14 protein-coding genes and 1 pseudogene are annotated in these 16,892 nt (G+C 73.0%); 8 read left to right on the plus strand and 7 right to left on the minus strand.

All coding sequences use genetic code 11. From position 1 onward, the window contains the following. Positions 1-229: 229 nt before the first annotated feature. Positions 230-1,402, plus strand: coding sequence for a serine hydrolase (locus ACIOC1_RS09270; protein ID WP_401852981.1), 1,173 nt, complete (start codon positions 230-232; stop codon positions 1,400-1,402). A 61-nt stretch (positions 1,403-1,463) separates the two neighbouring features. Here ACIOC1_RS09270 and ACIOC1_RS09275 read toward each other — a convergent pair whose 3' ends face one another. Next, the gene (locus ACIOC1_RS09275; protein WP_401852984.1) at positions 1,464-1,949 is read right to left on the minus strand and encodes a DUF5990 family protein; all 486 of its coding nucleotides are present in this window, start codon (positions 1,947-1,949) and stop codon (positions 1,464-1,466) included. An 89-nt stretch (positions 1,950-2,038) separates the two neighbouring features. Here ACIOC1_RS09275 and ACIOC1_RS09280 point away from each other — a divergent pair, with 89 nt between their 5' ends. Together ACIOC1_RS09280 and ACIOC1_RS09285 are read left to right on the plus strand one after the other, a co-directional pair. Further along, positions 2,039-2,242 (plus strand): helix-turn-helix domain-containing protein, encoded by a 204-nt coding sequence (locus ACIOC1_RS09280; RefSeq protein WP_355334380.1) that lies wholly within the window; start codon positions 2,039-2,041, stop codon positions 2,240-2,242. Positions 2,243-2,250: 8 nt separating this feature from the next. Then, on the plus strand, positions 2,251-2,721 hold the full coding sequence (locus ACIOC1_RS09285; RefSeq protein WP_391159975.1) for a Clp protease N-terminal domain-containing protein: 471 nt from the start codon (positions 2,251-2,253) through the stop codon (positions 2,719-2,721). Positions 2,722-2,742: 21 nt separating this feature from the next. On the opposite strand, the gene ACIOC1_RS09290 is transcribed toward ACIOC1_RS09285, so the two are convergent. Both ACIOC1_RS09290 and ACIOC1_RS09295 read right to left on the minus strand, forming a co-directional pair. Then, positions 2,743-3,528: an ArsR/SmtB family transcription factor gene (locus ACIOC1_RS09290; protein ID WP_401852987.1), complete on the minus strand. Its 786-nt coding sequence runs from the start codon at positions 3,526-3,528 to the stop codon at positions 2,743-2,745. A 290-nt stretch (positions 3,529-3,818) separates the two neighbouring features. After that, entirely contained in the window at positions 3,819-4,835 is a 1,017-nt protein-coding gene (locus tag ACIOC1_RS09295; protein ID WP_401852989.1) for an NADPH:quinone reductase, read from the minus strand. A gap of 236 nt (positions 4,836-5,071) precedes the next feature. Between ACIOC1_RS09295 and ACIOC1_RS09300 the strand changes: the two genes are divergently transcribed. Next, positions 5,072-5,545, plus strand: a complete 474-nt coding sequence (locus ACIOC1_RS09300) for a group II truncated hemoglobin (RefSeq protein WP_355334388.1) — start codon at positions 5,072-5,074, stop codon at positions 5,543-5,545. 208 nt (positions 5,546-5,753) lie between these two features. Continuing rightward, positions 5,754-6,980, plus strand: a complete 1,227-nt coding sequence (locus tag ACIOC1_RS09305) for a cytochrome P450 (RefSeq protein WP_401852992.1) — start codon at positions 5,754-5,756, stop codon at positions 6,978-6,980. 33 nt (positions 6,981-7,013) lie between these two features. On the opposite strand, the pseudogene ACIOC1_RS09310 reads toward ACIOC1_RS09305, so the two are convergent. Together ACIOC1_RS09310 and ACIOC1_RS09315 are read right to left on the minus strand one after the other, a co-directional pair. Beyond that, positions 7,014-8,259 (minus strand): annotated as a pseudogene (locus ACIOC1_RS09310) (transposase). Between the two features lie 153 nt (positions 8,260-8,412). Continuing rightward, the gene (locus ACIOC1_RS09315; RefSeq protein ID WP_391043797.1) at positions 8,413-9,444 is read right to left on the minus strand and encodes a hypothetical protein; all 1,032 of its coding nucleotides are present in this window, start codon (positions 9,442-9,444) and stop codon (positions 8,413-8,415) included. A gap of 463 nt (positions 9,445-9,907) precedes the next feature. Between ACIOC1_RS09315 and ACIOC1_RS09320 the strand changes: the two genes are divergently transcribed. Continuing rightward, the gene (locus ACIOC1_RS09320) at positions 9,908-10,747 is read left to right on the plus strand and encodes a putative RNA methyltransferase (protein ID WP_401852993.1); all 840 of its coding nucleotides are present in this window, start codon (positions 9,908-9,910) and stop codon (positions 10,745-10,747) included. 27 nt (positions 10,748-10,774) lie between these two features. On the opposite strand, the gene ACIOC1_RS09325 is transcribed toward ACIOC1_RS09320, so the two are convergent. Beyond that, positions 10,775-11,647, minus strand: a complete 873-nt coding sequence (locus ACIOC1_RS09325; RefSeq protein ID WP_391160587.1) for a Gfo/Idh/MocA family oxidoreductase — start codon at positions 11,645-11,647, stop codon at positions 10,775-10,777. A 1,524-nt stretch (positions 11,648-13,171) separates the two neighbouring features. On the opposite strand from ACIOC1_RS09325, the gene glnII reads away from it, so the two are divergent. Both glnII and ACIOC1_RS09335 read left to right on the plus strand, forming a co-directional pair. Further along, the gene (gene glnII, locus ACIOC1_RS09330) at positions 13,172-14,191 is read left to right on the plus strand and encodes a glutamine synthetase (RefSeq protein ID WP_355334395.1); all 1,020 of its coding nucleotides are present in this window, start codon (positions 13,172-13,174) and stop codon (positions 14,189-14,191) included. A 124-nt stretch (positions 14,192-14,315) separates the two neighbouring features. Next, complete coding sequence (locus ACIOC1_RS09335) at positions 14,316-16,325, plus strand: hypothetical protein (protein ID WP_401852994.1); 2,010 nt, start codon at positions 14,316-14,318, stop codon at positions 16,323-16,325. 18 nt (positions 16,326-16,343) lie between these two features. On the opposite strand, the gene ACIOC1_RS09340 is transcribed toward ACIOC1_RS09335, so the two are convergent. Then, a complete protein-coding gene (locus tag ACIOC1_RS09340) occupies positions 16,344-16,856 on the minus strand; it encodes a GNAT family N-acetyltransferase (protein WP_355334400.1) in 513 nt (170 codons plus the stop codon). Positions 16,857-16,892 lie beyond the last annotated feature (36 nt).

Genomic DNA, 16,892 nt, shown 5'->3' on the forward strand with positions numbered 1-16,892 from the left:
CTCGGGCGAGTGCTCTGCGGCAGGGGCCGGAAGTCTGGTGCGGGGGATCGTAACGACAGGGTTACGTGAGCGCAATAGATCGCGCAGCAGGCGAAATAATTGACAGAGATGACGCAAGAACCGTTCTGTCGTGGTTTTCGGTGGTGCCGCGCGGGATGGGCGCAAAGGTTCACAAGATTGGAACCGGGATCTCAGCGGAATCCAAGAAACGATTCATACGGTCCTCCGCATGGATGACGAACAGACGTCCGGCGGAGCTGGGGGTGACGCCGGGAGCGGGGCTGGAGACGTGGCCGGAGACCTGGCCGCGGACACAGCCTGGGACGATGCCGGGAACGAGACGGGGAGCGGGGCCGCCGCGCACTGGTGGACCCGGCGGCCCCTCGTGGTGTCCACCACGACACTCGCGGTGATCGCGGTGCTGACGCTGGCCACCGTCATCCAGTCGCCGTCCGCGCGGGCCGGGGCGGACGGAAAGGCGACCAGCGGCGCGACGGACAAGGCGTCCCCCTCCCCCGCCCCCACCACCGCGAAGCCCTTCACCCCGGCGCAGGCGCCCTCGACCGCCACGCCCTCGACCACCACTCCGCCGACCACCACGCCGCCCTCCCCCTCGGCCGCTCCCCCGCAGAAGACGACGGCCACACCCGCGCGGGACACCCAGGCCGAGCTGCGCGCGGCGATCAAGGCCCTGTCCGACACCGGCTCCGGGCACTTCTCGGTCGCCGTGACCGAACTGGGCGGGGACAGCGACGACAGCGGCGGTACGGTCGCCACGTACGACAGCGGCGACACGACGGCGTACGACACCGCGAGCATCGTCAAGGTCGACATCCTGGCGGCGCTGCTGCTCCGGCATCAGCGCGCGGGCACCCAACTGACCTCCGAACAGCGCGACTTGGCCACCGACATGATCGAGCAGAGCGACAACGACGCGGCGCTCGCGCTGTGGGAGGCCATCGGCGGCGGCCCGGGGCTGGCGTCCGCTAACGCCTCGCTCGGCCTGAGCCACACCACCCCCGGCAGCGGCGAATTGTGGGGCCTGACCCAGACCACCGCCGCCGACCAGATCACCCTGCTGCGCGCGGTCTACGGCGACGGCGACGACTCCCCGCTCAGCGCCGCCTCACGCGACTACATCTCGGACCTGATGCACGCGGTCACCGCCGACCAGCGGTGGGGCGTGTCGGCGGCCGACTCCGACGGCGGCGACTACGCGCTGAAGAACGGCTGGCTGCCGCGGAGCGCCACCGGCCTGTGGGACGTCAACAGCATCGGGAAGGTCGAGCACGACGGCCATACGCTGCTGGTCGCGGTGCTCTCCGGCGGCCATGTGTCGGAGCAGGACGGGATCGCGCTGGTGGAACGGGTCGCGGAGGCGGCGGCGAAGGCCGTGACGTAAGGAGAAGGCCCGTCCCGCAGGAAGCCAGGAAGCCGCCCAGGGGTGCCCGGGACTCCGGCGCTCAGCCCGCCGACCAGGCGATGACCGGCGGTACGACGCGGGCGCACAGCGGGTGCCCCTTGGGGTCGGTGAGGCCGAGGCGCCCGGTGAGCCGCCCGGACCGTACGGCGGCGGCGAGCACGTCCGGCTCGACGGCTTCGAGCAGCAGCTTGGCGCGGCGGAACACCGCGAAGGCCCCGTCCGCGCCGACCCCGCCCCAGGACAGATAGACGAAGCGCCCGCCCGGCCCGCCCTGCACGTACGGGCCGGTCAGCTCGGCGCCGTCCGCGACCGTCCGCGCGACGCACTCCAGCGTCCATACGGCGCGGTCCGCGTCGCCGGGGGTCGGGTCGAGCAACTCCCCCGGTTTCGCGCGCCGTTGAACGGCGACGTGGATGTCCGTGTATCCGGGGAAGCCGGGGGCGGCGGCGCAGGCGCGACCGGGAAGGCCGGTGCCTTCGATGCGGAGCGTGACGGGCGTGGAGGTGCCGGGCGTCGCTGGGGCCATGCGGTCATTCTGGCATTCCGCACATCCGGCCGGACGGGTTTGTCAGTTTGGATTGACGCGACATCGCGCGTCAGCCTAGCCTGACACTTATGGATACCAACAGTGTCTCCGCGGCCGTGAACTCGGACGACCCCGCGGTCGGCCTGCGGGCCGTCGGCGCGCTGCACCGGCTCGCCGAACAGGTCGAGGCCGCGCATGTGGCGCTGGCCCGCCGGAAGGGCTGGTCGTGGGAGCAGATCGGCGACGCCCTCGGGGTGTCGCGTCAGTCGGTGCACGCGAAGTACGGAAAGTGAGGCCCCCGATGCCGGAGAACACCGCTCACGCCCGGTTCAAGCTCGTCATGGAACAGGCGGGCGAGGAGGCCGCCCGGCGCGGCGACCGCCGGATCGGCACCGATCACCTGCTGCTCGCGCTGCTCCGCGACGAGTCCGGCCAGCCCGCCCGCGCCCTCGGCGTCACCCTCGCCGAGGGGCACGCGGCCCTCGAAGCGCTCGACCGGGCCGCCCTCGGCTCGCTCGGCATCCACCTCGACATCCCCCTCGCCCCGCCGCCGGTCCGCGGCCGGCGGCGTATCACCCTCAATTCGGCCGCCCGCGCGACCGTCGTCGCCGCCAAGCGCGAGGCCGAGCGCGAGCGGCGCGGACGCCGTATCGAGCCCCGCCATCTGCTGCTCGCGCTCCTGCCCGCCCCGCACCCCGACCCCGCCGCGACGCTGCTCAGCGCGCTGGACCTCGACCCTGCCACCGTCCGCGAACGCCTGGCGGGCTGCTGAGCCCACCGCCGCCGGGCGGTCCTACGCCTCCGCCGGAGCCAGATCGTGCGGCTCGATGCCCAGGACCCGGTGGAGTTCGCGCTCGCCGAGCGCCGTGACCTTCACCGCGCGGCCGGTGCCGATGCGGGTGGCCCAGGCGTGGGTGAGGACGAGGCGGCAGAGTTCCGCGCCCGCGGTACCGCCCAGGTGGGGGCGCCGCTCGGTCCAGTCGAGGCAGGGACGGGCCAGCGGGCGGCGGGACGAGGGCGGCCCGGACAGATCCGCGCCGAGGCCGGTGAACCAGGCCACGCCGTCGTCGGTGAGGGCGAAGCCGGTGTCCTGCCGGAGCAGGCCGTTGCCGGTCAGCGCGTCGGTGAGGGCCACGCCCAGCCGGCCGGCGAGGTGGTCGTAGCACGTACGGCCGCGCGCCATCGCCCGGCCCGCGCTGTGCGCCCGCAGCCCGGCGCCGGTGGTCCGGGGTACGGCGACGGCCACCCGTTCCGCCATGTCCTCGACGAATCGAGCCGCTTCGGGGCCGGCCAGGCGTACGTAACGGTGCCGCCCCTGGTGTTCGCGGGCCAGCAGTCCGCCGTCGACCAGGCGGGTCAGGTGCTCGCTCATGGTGGACGGCGCGACCCCGCAGTGCCGGGCCAGCTCCCCGCTGGTCCAGGCCCGCTTGTCCAGCAGCGCCAGGCAGACCGCGGCCCTGGTCTCGTCGGCCAGGAGCGCGGCGAGGGCCGCGAGCCGGGGGACGGCGGGGTCGGCAAGCGCGGGCGTACGGGGGTCGCCGGTCCTCGGCGCACCCGGGGTCCTGGTGCGGGTGGTCATGTCCCCATCCTCACCCCGCGACGTTTCGGCGGCCACCGAAAGGCCGGGGGCGGGAGGGCGCGGGGTCCGAGGCGCTACGGGGACGGGCGTCGGTGCGGGGACGGGGGTGGATACGGGGTTGGGCGTCGGTGCGGGGACGGGCGTCGGTGCGGGTTCGACCGTCGGTACGGAGTTGGGCGGCGGTGCGGGTTCGACCGTCGGCGGGAACCGTCCTTCGGCCCCGAGCCCGGACCCGCGCAACGGACGGCGGGCCCGGGCCGGTTGGACCGGGCTGCTCGTGTGCCGAGGCGTCAGCCGGTGGGCGCGGCCACGTCGATGAGCACCTTGCCGATGACGCTGTCCTCCACCGCCTGGTGGGCTCGGGCCGTCTCGGCGAGCGGGAAGCGGTGGAAGGGCAGCCCGGCGTCGGGGCCCGCGTGGAGGGCGTCGTCGGCGACGGCGGCCGTGACCGCCGCGACGGCGTGGGCCTTGGCGGCGGGCGGGACCGTATAGACCAGGACGCCCTGCCAGCGGAGGTTGAGCGCCATGGAGGGGCGGACCGGCACGGTGGCCGAGGCGTCGTCGTCGGCGTAGAAGGCGATGACGGCGTCGGGGGCGGCGACGGCCCGGTCGAGGGCGGCGTTGGCGGCCGGGGCGACCTCGACCACGATGTCGACGCCGTCCGGGGCGATCCGGCGGATCTCGGCGGCGGCGTCCTGGGCGCGGTAGTCCACCACGTGATGGGCTCCCGCGGCCCGCGCGAGGTCACCCTTGGCGGGTCCGCTGACCGTGCTGACGACGGTGGCCCCGGCCCAGCGGGCGAGCTGGATCGCGGCGTTGCCGACGGCGCCCGCGCCGCCCGCGACCAGGACCGTACGTCCGTCGAGGGCGCCGGGGGCGAGGCGCTCGGGGCCGCCGTCCGCGACGGTGAGGGCGCGGTGCGCGGTGAGGGCGGGGATGCCGAGGCTCGCGCCGAGGTCGAAGGAGGCGTGGTCGGGCAGGGCGACGGCCTGGCCCGCGGGCAGCGCCACGTACTCCTGCGCGGTGCCGTCCGCGCGGCCGTACGCGGCCTCCCAGATCCAGACGCGCTCGCCGATCCGCGACTCGGGGACGCCGGAGCCGACCGCGTCGATGACGCCGGAGCCGTCCTGGTTCGGCACCTGCGCCGAGGCGGGGGCGGTGTTGCGCCGCGACTTCCAGTCCGTCGGGTTGACGCCGGAGACGTGGACGCGGACCCGTACCTCGCCGGGTCCCGGCTCCGGGACCGGGCGCTCGGTGAGCGTGAGGACGTCGGGGCCGCCGTTGCTGGTGTAAGTGATCGCCTTCATGCCGCGTACAAGTGACGTGCCCGCCCGTTTCTTCCCCGTGGCCGGAATCCACTGGTCCATTTGATCCGCCCGCCGCGTAAATCCCGGTGCCCGCCGGGCGGCCGGGTGATCCTTGGCCGCAAAGCACCGGCCAGGCCGACTCTGGCCGGGACCACCGGCCGGGCTGCCCCCTGGCCGCGGCTATGAGGCGGCCGGGACATCCCCGGCCGCGACCACCGGCACGACCTGGAGCGCCCATGACCACTCCGGATTCCCCCGTCGACCGCACCGGCACCTTCTACGAGGCGGTCGGCGGCAGTGACGCCCTGCGCCGCCTCATCGACAGCTTCTACGAGCAGGTCCTCGTCGATCCGCTCCTCGCCCCGGTCTTCGTGCACTTCACCCGGGCCCATGTCGACCATGTCGTCGTCTGGCTCACGGAGGTCTTCGGCGGCCCCGCCGAGTACACCGCCCGCCTCGGCGGCCACCAGGCCCTGCTCTCCCAGCACCTGGACCTGCGGATCACCGAGGAACAGCGGGCGCGCTGGGTGGAGTTGATGCTCGCGACCGCCGTGAAGGAGCTGCCCGCCGACGCGTTGCTGCGGCAGCGCTTCGCCGAGTACATCGAGTGGGGCACGCGGATCGCCATGTCGGTCTCCCACCAGGAGAGTTCCGATCTCGGCGACCCCGGTCCCGTACCGCACTGGGGCTGGGACGGGCTGGCGCGGTAGTCCGGGTATTCCGTGAGTAAAAATTCGTCGCCGCCGGCTCCGGCGGGCATATTCGGAATAGCACCGTCCGAAATTCTCCCCGGCGGGAATCGGCAGGTGGACGTTTGCGTATTCACCGCTCAACCCCTTTACGGGGCGGCTGAGTTCGGAGTCGTAGCCCTTTTGGGCAGCTGTTCGCCCGGCGAGCGCGCTTGTTATGGTGCCGGGCATGAAAACCTCCGAAACGCTGACACCGTTACTGCTCGATCATTTCGGCCAGAACCAGCACGAGGAGAACGTCGAGCTGCGCGCGCTCGGCCCGGTGGCGCTGGTGGAACTGCCCGGCGGGGTACCGGCCTGGGCCGTCACGCACCACGAGACGCTGCGGCAACTGCTGGTCGACCCGCGGGTGTCGAAGGACCCGCGGCAGTGGCCGCGCAACACCGAGGGGCGGCTGCCCGAGGACTGGCCGCTGCTGAACTTCGTCAGCCTCCCCGGGATACTCACGCGGGACGGCGCCGAGCACCGGCGGCTGCGCGCGCTCGCGGGTCAGGCGATGACGCCCCGCCGAACCGCCGCGCTGCGCCCGCGGATCGAGGAGCTGGCGCACCGCCTGCTGGACGAAGCGGCCGCGCGCGGCGACGAGTTCGACCTGCGCGAGGATTACGCGCTCCCGCTGCCGGTCAAGGTGATCGCCGAACTGCTGGGCCTGCCGCCGATGGACGGCGAGCGGCTGCGTACGCTCTCCGACGCCGTGCTCAGCAGCCACCCCGCGGCCAAGGGCAACCAGACGCAGGAGGCCCAGGACCAGCTCCTGGTCCTGCTCGCCGAGGCGGCACAGGCCAAGCGCGAGAGCCCCGGCGACGACCTGACCAGCGCGCTGATCGCCGCCAGCGAGGAAGGCGACCGGCTGAGCGAGGACGAGGTCGTGGTCATCATGCTCACCGTGCTGGTCGGCGGTCACGAGACCACCGTCAATCTGATCACCAACGCGGTCAGGGCGCTGCTCGCCAACCCGGGACAACTGGCACGGGCCCGGTCCGGCGAGGTCTCCTGGGGCTCCGTCATCGAGGAAGTCGTGCGTTACGACTGCCCGGTCGGCCACTTCCCGCTGCGCTACGCCCTCGACGACATCCCGGTCGGCGACGTGGTGATCCGGCGCGGCGAGGCCATGCTCGCCTCCTACGCCGCGGCCGGCCGTGACGACCAGCAGTTCCCCGACGCCGACAGCTTCGACGTCGCGCGCCCCAATTCCCGCCAGCTCTCCTTCGGTAACGGCCAGCACTTCTGCATTGGCGCCGGACTGGCGCGGCTGGAGGGCGAGATCGCGTTGAGCGTCCTGTTCGAGCACTTCCCGAAACTGCGGTTGTCACGGCCGTCGGGGTGCCCGGTGCGGTCGTTCATCATCAACAGCGCCAGCGAACTGTGGGTTTCCGGTTCGGGCTCGGGTTCTTGACTCCGGTTTCAGCTCGGGTTCTTAACTTGTCGTTTATCCGTTTGTAGCGGTTCGTCGTGGCTTGGTGCCCTTCTTGTGATGGGCGGGCCGGGCGTACGCCTCGCCGGTGGCCAGGACTCTTCCCACCTCGTAGCGAGTGGCGGGCCGCTGATTCTTCGACCCGGGCGGCCGGCCCGGGCCGGGGCGGGTGGGTTTCGGTGCACGCGCTGGTGAGGGTGCCTTCGTGTGGAGGTTCCTGAACCCTCGGCGGACGCGGGCGGGGGTGAGTTTGTTCGGTTCCGCCGGCCGCTCCCAGGGCCGTCGAAGGTCGGCGACCAGCGGCCGGGCGAGGCGGAGCTGGGTGTGCACGGCGACGACGAGCCAGGTCCAACGATCAGCCGCCGTCGAGTCGCGGAGGCGGGGCCGGGTCCAGCCGAGAGTCTGCTTGAGCAGGCGGAACGTGTGCTCCAGGTCGAACCTGCGTAGGAACGACTGCCAGCAGCGGTCCACGTCGGCCGGGCTCACACCGGTGCGCGACCACCACAGCCGGACTGGCCGGTTCACCCCACGGCTGGGCAGCTTCTCGACGGCCAGGCGGATCACCATGCCCTCGATGACTGGCAGCGGCCCGTCGTGCTCCAGCCAGGCCGCGCGGCGGGTCAGCCGGGGGTGGAGCCGGTCCCACGCCTGGGCGACGGCGGTGCCGTAGCGGCGGGTTTCGGTGGTGGTGACCGCCTGCTCGTCGCCCCAGGTGGCGGGGTCGCCGAATACGAACTCCCCGCCGTGCTTGGGCGGGCGGCCCCCGGCCAGATCGGCGCCGGGCTCCAGTCGCACCGCGTCCAGGACGGCCGTCCACGAGGTGCGGCCGGTCTCCAGCGCGACGACGAACGAGTAGGGCCAGCCGGGGATCATCTGGTGCTTGGCGTCGCCGCGGCCGTAGGTGTGGCAGAACGACCGGTCCGGGCAGGTGGCGGCGTCCGGCCGCAGCCACGGTGAGACGTCCACAGCGAGCACCAGGCGGCCGTCGGCGGCGCGCGGCAGCGGCAGGCCGGCCAGCGCGGTCCGCAGCCGGCCGACGTCCAGGCAGCCCGGTTCAGCGCGCCGTACAGGGCGCCGTGTCCGCGCCGGTGCTCGGGCGCGAGCGCCAGGTCCACCAGCGTCCTCACCGGCCCGTAGGTGCACAGCACCGCGTCGGCGAGCTCGAACAGCGCGTCGCGCCGCCCGGTCAGGCAGTCGTAGAAGCCCCCCGGAAGCGGGACAGCTCCGCGAACTGATCGCACCGCCCGCCCTCTTGCACCACACCCACCAGCACAGCCTTCGCGTCAAGTCCTGTTCCTCTTGGTCGAGTTCAGGATCACGTAGAGGCCGTATCGCCGTCCCCTGAGACACCCGGAGGAGTGATCATCTGGTCCGCCTGTCGAAGCCGAACGCAGGCGGGGGTCTGCTTCCGGCGTCAGGATTGCGGGGCCCATGGGTCGTCGTGCTCCAGCTGATCAGGGTGTTCGGGGTGAAGCATCTCTCGGACGCAGCGCCGCAGTCCCGTCTCGTTCGATCCGCTGGCGGCAGCCATCCAAGGCAGGTCGTCCATGGCGCGGGCGCGCTCATTGGTGGCGAGTTGGTCGACGGCTGAGCGCAGGTCGTCGGGGGCGGGTTCGTCGGTGAGGCAGAGCCAGCCGATCGCGGCGGCCAGCCGGGCCTCGGACGCTTGCGTTCGGTCCCCCCAGCGCTCGCGCATCCACACGGTGGTCGGCGGATGGGGTTGGGTGCGGGTGGCTTCGGCTGTGGCGAAGACCAGGGCGGCGTGGACGATCGGGTCCTGCTCGGCGTCGAGCCGGTCGCGGAAGGCTGCACGGACCGCGTGATCCAGGTCGGTGGCGGCGGCCAGTGCGTAGGCGGCGCGGATCCGGATCGCAGGGTCGGGGTCGTGCAGAAGAGGCTTCAGGAGGGTGGCGTCGGCGGTGATCGCGGCCCGAGCGGCGGCAACCGACCAGCCCGCCGGGTAGCCGGTCACCTCGACGCCGTAGTCGTCGTAGAGGCGGTCGTTCTGGGGATCGGCGCGGTGGAGCAGCAGTTCGCCGCGGGTGGCGACGCCGAAGTAGCGGGCGCGAGCTGGAGAGGAGACTTCGGCGAGCGTGTCGGCACGGCAAGGGTGGTGGGTATCGGCAGCGATCCGGATCAGGAACGGCACGGCAAGCACGGCGGCCGCCCGCATGTCGTTGGCGCACATCCCACTCACAACACCCGTTCCGGCGCGAACGGGCGAGCCGCCGGTGTGGAGCAGCTGAATGGCCTCCCTGACGTGATCCCCCCGCGGAAAGTTCTCCCAGGGGACTTCGTCGAGCAAGAATCCGTCCTTGACCTCGGGCCGTACGGCGGCCACCACCGCACGTACATCGAACGGCCCGCCCACGAACGAGGACAGGTCTGCCCCGCCCGTCAAAGCCCGGCACATCGCGAACGTTGGATCGGTTCGCCACTCGCCCACGTCACATCACCCCACCCCTGAGTCCGATCGGAGTAGATCATGCCCGAGCGGACCGACATCGCTGTCGAGACACATCTCTCGCACGGCAGGGGTGAACGCGAGGCCGCGCGGACGCGTGATCGTCAGGCTCGTCTGTTCGAAGCTGGACGTTAAAACGCCAAGCTTGACTCCGGTTCCAGCTCGGACTCCGACTCCGGCGAATGGGCCGTAATTCCCTGGGCTCCGCTGACGCCTTCGGTGGACACGAGGGTTCACCGCTGCTCGTAAACTGAAGGCGTGGCATTCATGAGCACCCCGCACCGCTGCTTCCCGTGACCGGGAGCCTTCGAGGGCGATGCCGGACGGCGTCGCCCTCCTCGGCGTGCCCATAACGCCGCCTTCTGGCTCGTTCCGCCCGCGGAGCGGGAATCCGGGCGCGCGCGGGCGCGGTCCCTTCCCTTCACCGTTGCCAGGAGTGCTCTCCATGCCCGTGCCGCTTCCGCCTGCCCTCGCACAGATCCTCGACGTCCTGCGCTGCCCGATCTGCCGCGGCCCCCTCCGGCCGGACCGGGGCGCGTTGCGCTGCCCCGCGGGCCACACCTTCGACCTCGCCCGCCACGGCTACGTCGGCCTGCTGACCGGAACCCGCGCCGTCAGCGCCGACGACGCCGCCATGGCACAGGCCCGCGCCCGCTTCCTGGCCACCGGCGCCTACCTCCCCATCCGGCACGCCGTGGCCCGGCTGGCCGCCGACGCCGGGCCGGGCACCGTCCTGGACGTCGGCTGCGGCACGGGCTACTACCTGGCCGGCGTGCTCGCCCGGCTCACCGACGCCCGCGGCCTGGGGCTCGACGCCTCGGTACGCGCCCTGCGCTCGGCCGCCCGCGCCCACGAACGAGCCGCCGCGGCGAGCTGGGACGTCTCCCGCCGCTTCCCGGTCGCCGACCGCGCGGCCGACCTCGTACTGAACGTCTTCGCGCCGCGCAACCCGGCCGAATTCCGCCGGGTCCTGCGCCCGACGGGCCGCCTGATCGTCGTCCGTCCGACCGACCGCCACCTGGCCGAACTGCGGCACCGCGTACGGGCCATGGTCACCGTCGACCCCGCCAAGGAACAGCGCCTGCACCACGCCCTCGACCCCCACTTCATGGCCGCCAGGACCGAGCGGGTCGACTACCTCGCCCCCCTCACCGGGTCCGACGCCCTGGACCTGGTGGGCATGTCACCGAGCGCCCGCCACGTGAGCCGCGCGGACGCCGGGAGCGGCCCGCTGCCAGGTCACGTGACCGTCTCCGTCCTGGCCACCGCCTACCGGCCGCGGTGACCGTCCGGCGGCGGAGTCGGCGCTGGCCTAGGACCTGTCCAGGGCCGACTCCGCCGCCGCCAAGATCTCGGTGACGCGCAGGCCGAAGCGGGCGTCGCAGGCGTGCGGAGTGCCGGAGGTGAGCGCGGTGATGGCGTGGGCCAGGGAAGCCGTCGCCTCACCCGCGACGCCGTCGGGGTAGGTCACGACGCCCTGGCCGCCGCGCAGTTCGATGACCACGCCCGCGGCGGCCGGCGGCGCGGTCAGCGTGAGGGTGGAGGTGCTGGAGGCACCAGATTCGTGACGGAGCGTCAAATGTACGGTGTCGCCGGGGCCGTTGGCCGCGGTGACGGCGGTGACGTCCCCGAGTACGGGCAGCAGGACGGACAGCGCGTGCGGGCCGACGTCCCACAGGCCGCCCTTCTCCCGCCGCCACGGCGAGTCCGCGAAGGGGTTCTCGTCTCCGGTGAAGACGGCGCTGTACCAGTCCGCGCGGCCGGTGTACCACTCGCCGCGCGCCGCCTGCTCCTCGATCCACCCGGCTGTCGCCGGGTCGAAGCGCAGGGTGAAGAAGACCACCGACCCGACTCCGGCCGCCGTGACGGCCTCGGCCACCGCCTTCGCGTCCTCCACGGTCGTCGCCACCGGCTTGTCCAGCAGCACGTGCCGGCCCGCGCGGGCCGCCGCCACCGCCAACGGCGCCTGCAAATGCGGCGGCAGCGCGACCGCCACCGCGTCCACATCCGCGATCAGCGCCTCCGCGTCCCCGTACGCCCGCGCACCGAACTGCGCCGCCACCTCAGCCGCCGCCTCCGGCCTCCGGCCCCAGACCCCGACGAATTCCACCTCCGGGTGGGCGGCGAGAGCGGGTCCATGGGCGAGCCGGGCCCAGGGGCCGGTGCCGAGAAGTCCGAAGCGCATGGTCATGACGCCGAGCCTACCGGCGTCCCGCCCGGTCACGGCTACCCGGCAGGGTCCGCCGCCGGGGTGCGCTCGCGCGAGGGGCCAGGCTCCTGGGGTGCGCTTGCGTGAGGTGGGTTCGCCCCTACGGCACCGCTGCGCGGTGGGGTTCGCCGCTGGGTGCGGCTGCGCGAGGGGGGCTGGGCTCCTGGGGTGCCCCTGCGCGGGGGGCTGCGCCCCTCCGGTACCGCTGCGCGGTGGGGTTCGCCGCCAGGTCACCGCCACGCGCCGGGGTTCGCTGCACGGGTGACCCTGCGCGGGGGGCTGGGCCCCTCCGGTACCGCTGCGCGAGGTGGGTTCGCCGGTAGCCAGCGAGCCGAAGGCGGCGCCGGTGTTGAAAGGGAGAACGCGCACAGCGACCGAGGAACGAGGGAGCGAGCACGATCGACTGTCGACACCGGATTTAAGCCGCCGGAGGCGAGAGGGCGGCAAAAAAAGGGGATCGCGGTGAGCTGACACAAGAGGGCTCGCACGCACGGTGAGGATGCGCGAGGCGGTTCCCCGCACGGTGGGCTCACGCAGGACGGCTCACACGCACGTGTTCACCGTGGGCGGATCCGTCTCGCGTGAGGTCGCCGTGGGGTGCCTGCCCCCGGGGTCAGTTGACCGTGGTGGGTGCCGACTCGTACCAGTTCACCGTCGTGCGAACCGCCTCGCGCAATCTCGCCCTGGGGGTGCCGTCTCCCGTGGGGCCACCATGGTGGGTGCCGTCTCGTACCAGCTCACCGTGCGTGGGTGCCCTCTCGCGCGGCTGAGCGTTGCGGGTGAACGTGGGTGGGTGCCGTCTCGCGCGGGCTCACCGTCCGCGCGAACCCCTTACCGTCGGCCCAGCGTTGCGGGTAAGGGCAGGTGGGTGCCGTCCCGTGTGGGCTCACCGTGGTGCGAACCGCCTCGCGCCAGTTCACCCTGCGCGGGTGCCCTACCGCGTGAACTCACCGTCGTGCGAACCGTCTCGCGCATCCTCACCCTGCGGGGGAGCCGTCCTTTCTATGCGCACCCCGATCCCCTTTTTTTGCCGCCCTCTCGCCTCCGGGCGCTTAGATCCGGTGTCGACGGTCGATCGTGCTCGTTCGCTCGTTCCTCGCTCTCTGTGCGCGTTCTCCCTTTCAACACCGGCGCGCCCTTCGGCTCGCTGGCTACCGGCGAACCCACCTGCGTAAACGCACCCCAGCGGCCAACCCCACCTGCGCAGCCCCGCCGAAGAGGCTCAGCCCCACGCACAAACACACCCCAGCGGTGAACCCCACCGCGCAGCGGTGCCGCAAGGGCGCAGCCCCTCGTGCAAACGCACCCCAGCGGCGAAGCCCACCGCGCAGCGGTGACAGGCGGGGCTCCTGGGGCGTTGCCGCTGGTCACGTAGGGGCGTTCACAGTGGGTTAACACGTGGGCAACAGTCGGGAAAAGGGATTTTGCGACGCTGCGGGTGGCTCGATCAGCGCAGCTCGGCCAGCACCCGCGAAGACTGTTCGTTAAGGATGGCGTCCCGTGACCTACAAGGCTGAGTACATCTGGATAGACGGCACCCTGCCGACCGCGAAGCTGCGTTCCAAGACGCGCATCCTGGCCGACGGCGCCGAGCTCCCGATCTGGGGCTTCGACGGTTCCAGCACCAACCAGGCGGAGGGCCACGCGTCCGACCGCGTACTCAAGCCGGTCTCCTCGTTCCCCGACCCGATCCGCGGCGGGGACGACGTCCTGGTGATGTGCGAGGTCTTCAACATCGACGGGACGCCGCACGAGTCCAACACGCGGGCCGCGCTGCGCGAGGTGGCGGAGAAGTTCGCGGCGCAGGAGTCGCTGTTCGGCATCGAGCAGGAGTACACGTTCTTCCAGGGCTCGCGTCCGCTCGGGTTCCCCGAGGGCGGGTACCCGGCGCCGCAGGGCGGTTACTACTGCGGGGTCGGCGCGGACGAGATCTTCGGCCGTCCGGTGGTCGAGAAGCACCTGGAGAACTGCCTGGCCGCGGGCCTGGGCATCTCGGGGATCAACGCCGAGGTCATGCCGGGGCAGTGGGAGTTCCAGGTCGGGCCGCTGAGCCCGCTGGAGGTCTCCGACCACCTGTGGGTGGCGCGCTGGCTGCTGTACCGCACGGCGGAGGACTTCGGCGTCTCGGCGACGCTGGACCCGAAGCCCGCCAAGGGCGACTGGAACGGCGCGGGCGCGCACACGAACTTCTCCACCAAGGCGATGCGCGAGGGCTACGAGGCGATCATCGAGGCCGCCGAGTCGCTGGGCCGCGACGACAAGCCGCTGGAGCACATCAAGAACTACGGCGTCGGCGTCGAGGCGCGGCTGACCGGCGCGCACGAGACCGCTCCGTGGAACGAGTACAGCTACGGCGTCTCCAACCGCGGCGCTTCGGTGCGTATCCCGTGGCAGGTCGAGGTGGACCAGAAGGGCTACATCGAGGACCGCCGCCCGAACGCGAACATGGACCCGTACGTGGTGACGCGGCTCATGGTGGACACGTGCGGTACGGCGCTGGAGAAGGCCGGACTGGTCTGACCTGCGTCAACTCCGTTGTACAGGGCGCCCGTCACGGTCAGGTGACGGGCGCCCCGGCGCGTCGGGACCGCCGCGCGCGAGCGGTATCTCGTGACCATCGGATGATCCACTCGTTTGACGGGGCGTGAACACGCGCTCAGCAGAAAGCGATTCCGCCGATGACGAGCCCGGCCCGGTCGCTGTGGAAGAGGCGGAGGCGGCGCTCGTCGAGCACTACCCGCGCCTGGTACGGCTGGCGTATCTGGCGCTGCCCACCGCGCTCGGCACGCATCGCAGAGTGCTGACCGCGCACCGCCTGGTGCAGCGGTCGCTGCCGCGCGACCGGCGGTATCCGCCGGGGACGGCGGGTGCGTCGGACGGGCCGCGCGGTGAGGCGTACGCGCTGCTGCGGCACGAGGTGTTGCGCGAGGCGCTGGCCTACGGGCGGCACGGCGGCGGCCGTTGGGGCTGGCGGGAGCGTGTGCGTACGGCCGCCGCCGGTGGTACGGCGCTGCCGCAGGTCGTCGGCTTGCGGCTGCATCCGCGGGCGGGCGGCAGCGAGGAGTTGGCGCTGGACCGGGCGCTGGCGGAGTTGGCGCCCGAGGCACGGGCGGCGTTCGCGCTGCGCGGGGTCGAGGAGTTGGCCGACGCCGAGGTGCTGGCCGTGCTGAGGTCCGCGGGCGCGGCCGATCCGCGCGGCGCGATGCGGGCGGCGGCGGCCGTCAAGGGCGGCCAACACCTGCTGACGGCCGGTGAGTTCGATCCCTGCACGCTCCAGGTGGGGCCGACCGACCTGCTGCGGCGCAGGCAGCGCAGACGCGCGGGGCTGGTGACCGGGGCGGCCGTCGCGGTGGCCGCCGTGCTGGTCTCCGGCTGGGCGGTGTGGGGCAGCGGCGGCGACGGCGGTACGGCGTCGTACGCGGCGCCGGGCTCTCCCGCGTCCGGTGCGGGGGACGCGGCCCGCGCGCTCGATCCGGCCGCTCTCGTACGGCCGGACGCGGCGCTGTGGGCGTCGACCGCGCGGATGGACTTCACGGCGTGGCCCGCGCGCGGCGGCCGGGCCGACGACAAGGCGCTGCTCGGCCGGGCGCTCGCGGTGTGGGCGCGCCCCGGCGCGGACGTGGACGTCTCCTCGACGCCCGGCACTCCGCGCAACGCCCCTGCCCAGCCGCCGCAGTTGCTCTTCGCGGGGAATGTCGACGCGGCGGCGGTGGTGATCTTCTACGACGGTCTGCGGATCGTCCGTTACGCGCAGCCGCGCAGCGGTTCGGGGCGCGCCGCGCTGGACTTCGCGCAGGTGCAGGACGCCGATGTGACGACGGCGGCGGCGGTCGTGGTCGACCGGGTGGACGGCAACACCCGTTTCCTGACCGCCCCGTGGATCGCGGACGCGCAGACCCGCGATCTGATGCGGCCCAACGTCCTCGGCGCGCCGCTGCACCGCGACGCGGACGGGGTGACCGATCCGGTACGGATGCCGGGCGCGGGGGCCGCCGCGGGTGCGTGCGGCAGCGCCTGGCCGGTGGTGCAGCTCAAGTCGTCCTCGAGGATCGTGGAGAGCCACACCTTCCTGCTGACCGACCTCGGCGACCTGTCGCCGGTCCACCTCACGTACACCCCGCCTCCGGGCGGCGGTGTCCCGGCGCGGCAGCCGCGTGAGGCCACCGGGGCTCAGGCGCTGGTCAGTTGGGCGCACAACGCCTGCTATCTGGGCGAGTTGCGCGGGCAGGGCGTGAAGGCCGTCAACAACTGGGAGTTCGCCCGTACCCCGCTGCCCGAGGGCGGCGGCGAGGCGTCCTGGACCTGCGCCCGCGCCGACACCTGGCGCGGCCCGGGGCAGGCCACCGTGACCTTCGTCCCGCCGTCCTCCCCCGCCGCCGCGCCCGGCACCGTCGCCGGCCGGCAGACCGACGGCAACGCGTGCAGCCGCTTCGGCCAGCACGTCATGGCGGGCGTCATGTGGCAGTCCCCCCGCTCCCACTGGTACCTCGTCGCCGCGGGCAGCCGCGACGTCACCCGGATCACCGCCACCGCGGGCGTCCACGCCTCCGCCGACGGCCCCTACCTCTCCACCCGCGCCCCCCGCGGCACTCGCGCCACCCTCACCGCCCACCTCACCACCGGCGCCACCCTGACCCCGCTCCCCGCCTCGTAGCGCCCGGGGCCGCCGGAGCTATTCGTGGGCCGGTTGGGGGGTGGGGGCTGCGGTGGGGACGGTGAGGCGCATGCGGACGTGGTCGCCGGTGCGGCCGTCTTCCTGCCAGCCCTGGTGGGTGTAGAAGGCGCGGGCGCGGGCGTTGGGGGCGAAGACCTCCAGGCGGGCGGTGGTGAGGCCCGCGGCCTGCCAGACGGCGACGCAGGCGCGGTGCAGGGCGGTGCCGGTGCCGGTGCGCCAGACGGAGGGGTCGATGTGGAAGTGGAAGAGGGTGTCCTCGTCGTGCCGGGCGGCGAGCACGGCGAAGCCGACCACCCGGTCGTCCCTGACCGCGCACAGCACGGTCCGGTCGTCCGAGGAGATGGCCCTGGCCGTACCCACGCGCTGTCGTTCCAGCTCCGCGGGGCCGCTGTACTCCTCGGCCGGGAGGTGGCCCGCGTAGTAGCTGGCGCGGGCGCGGGCGTGGATGTCCGATATCGCGCTCAGGTCTTCGGGCGTGGCAGGGCGGACCCTGATGTGCGGGGAGCTCATATGGGCGTGGACGCATCCAGGGCAACATTGGTTCCC

Origin of the sequence: Streptomyces sp. NPDC088197, assembly GCF_044741185.1 — a bacterium.
In the GTDB taxonomy this organism is placed as follows: Bacteria; Actinomycetota; Actinomycetes; order Streptomycetales; family Streptomycetaceae; genus Actinacidiphila.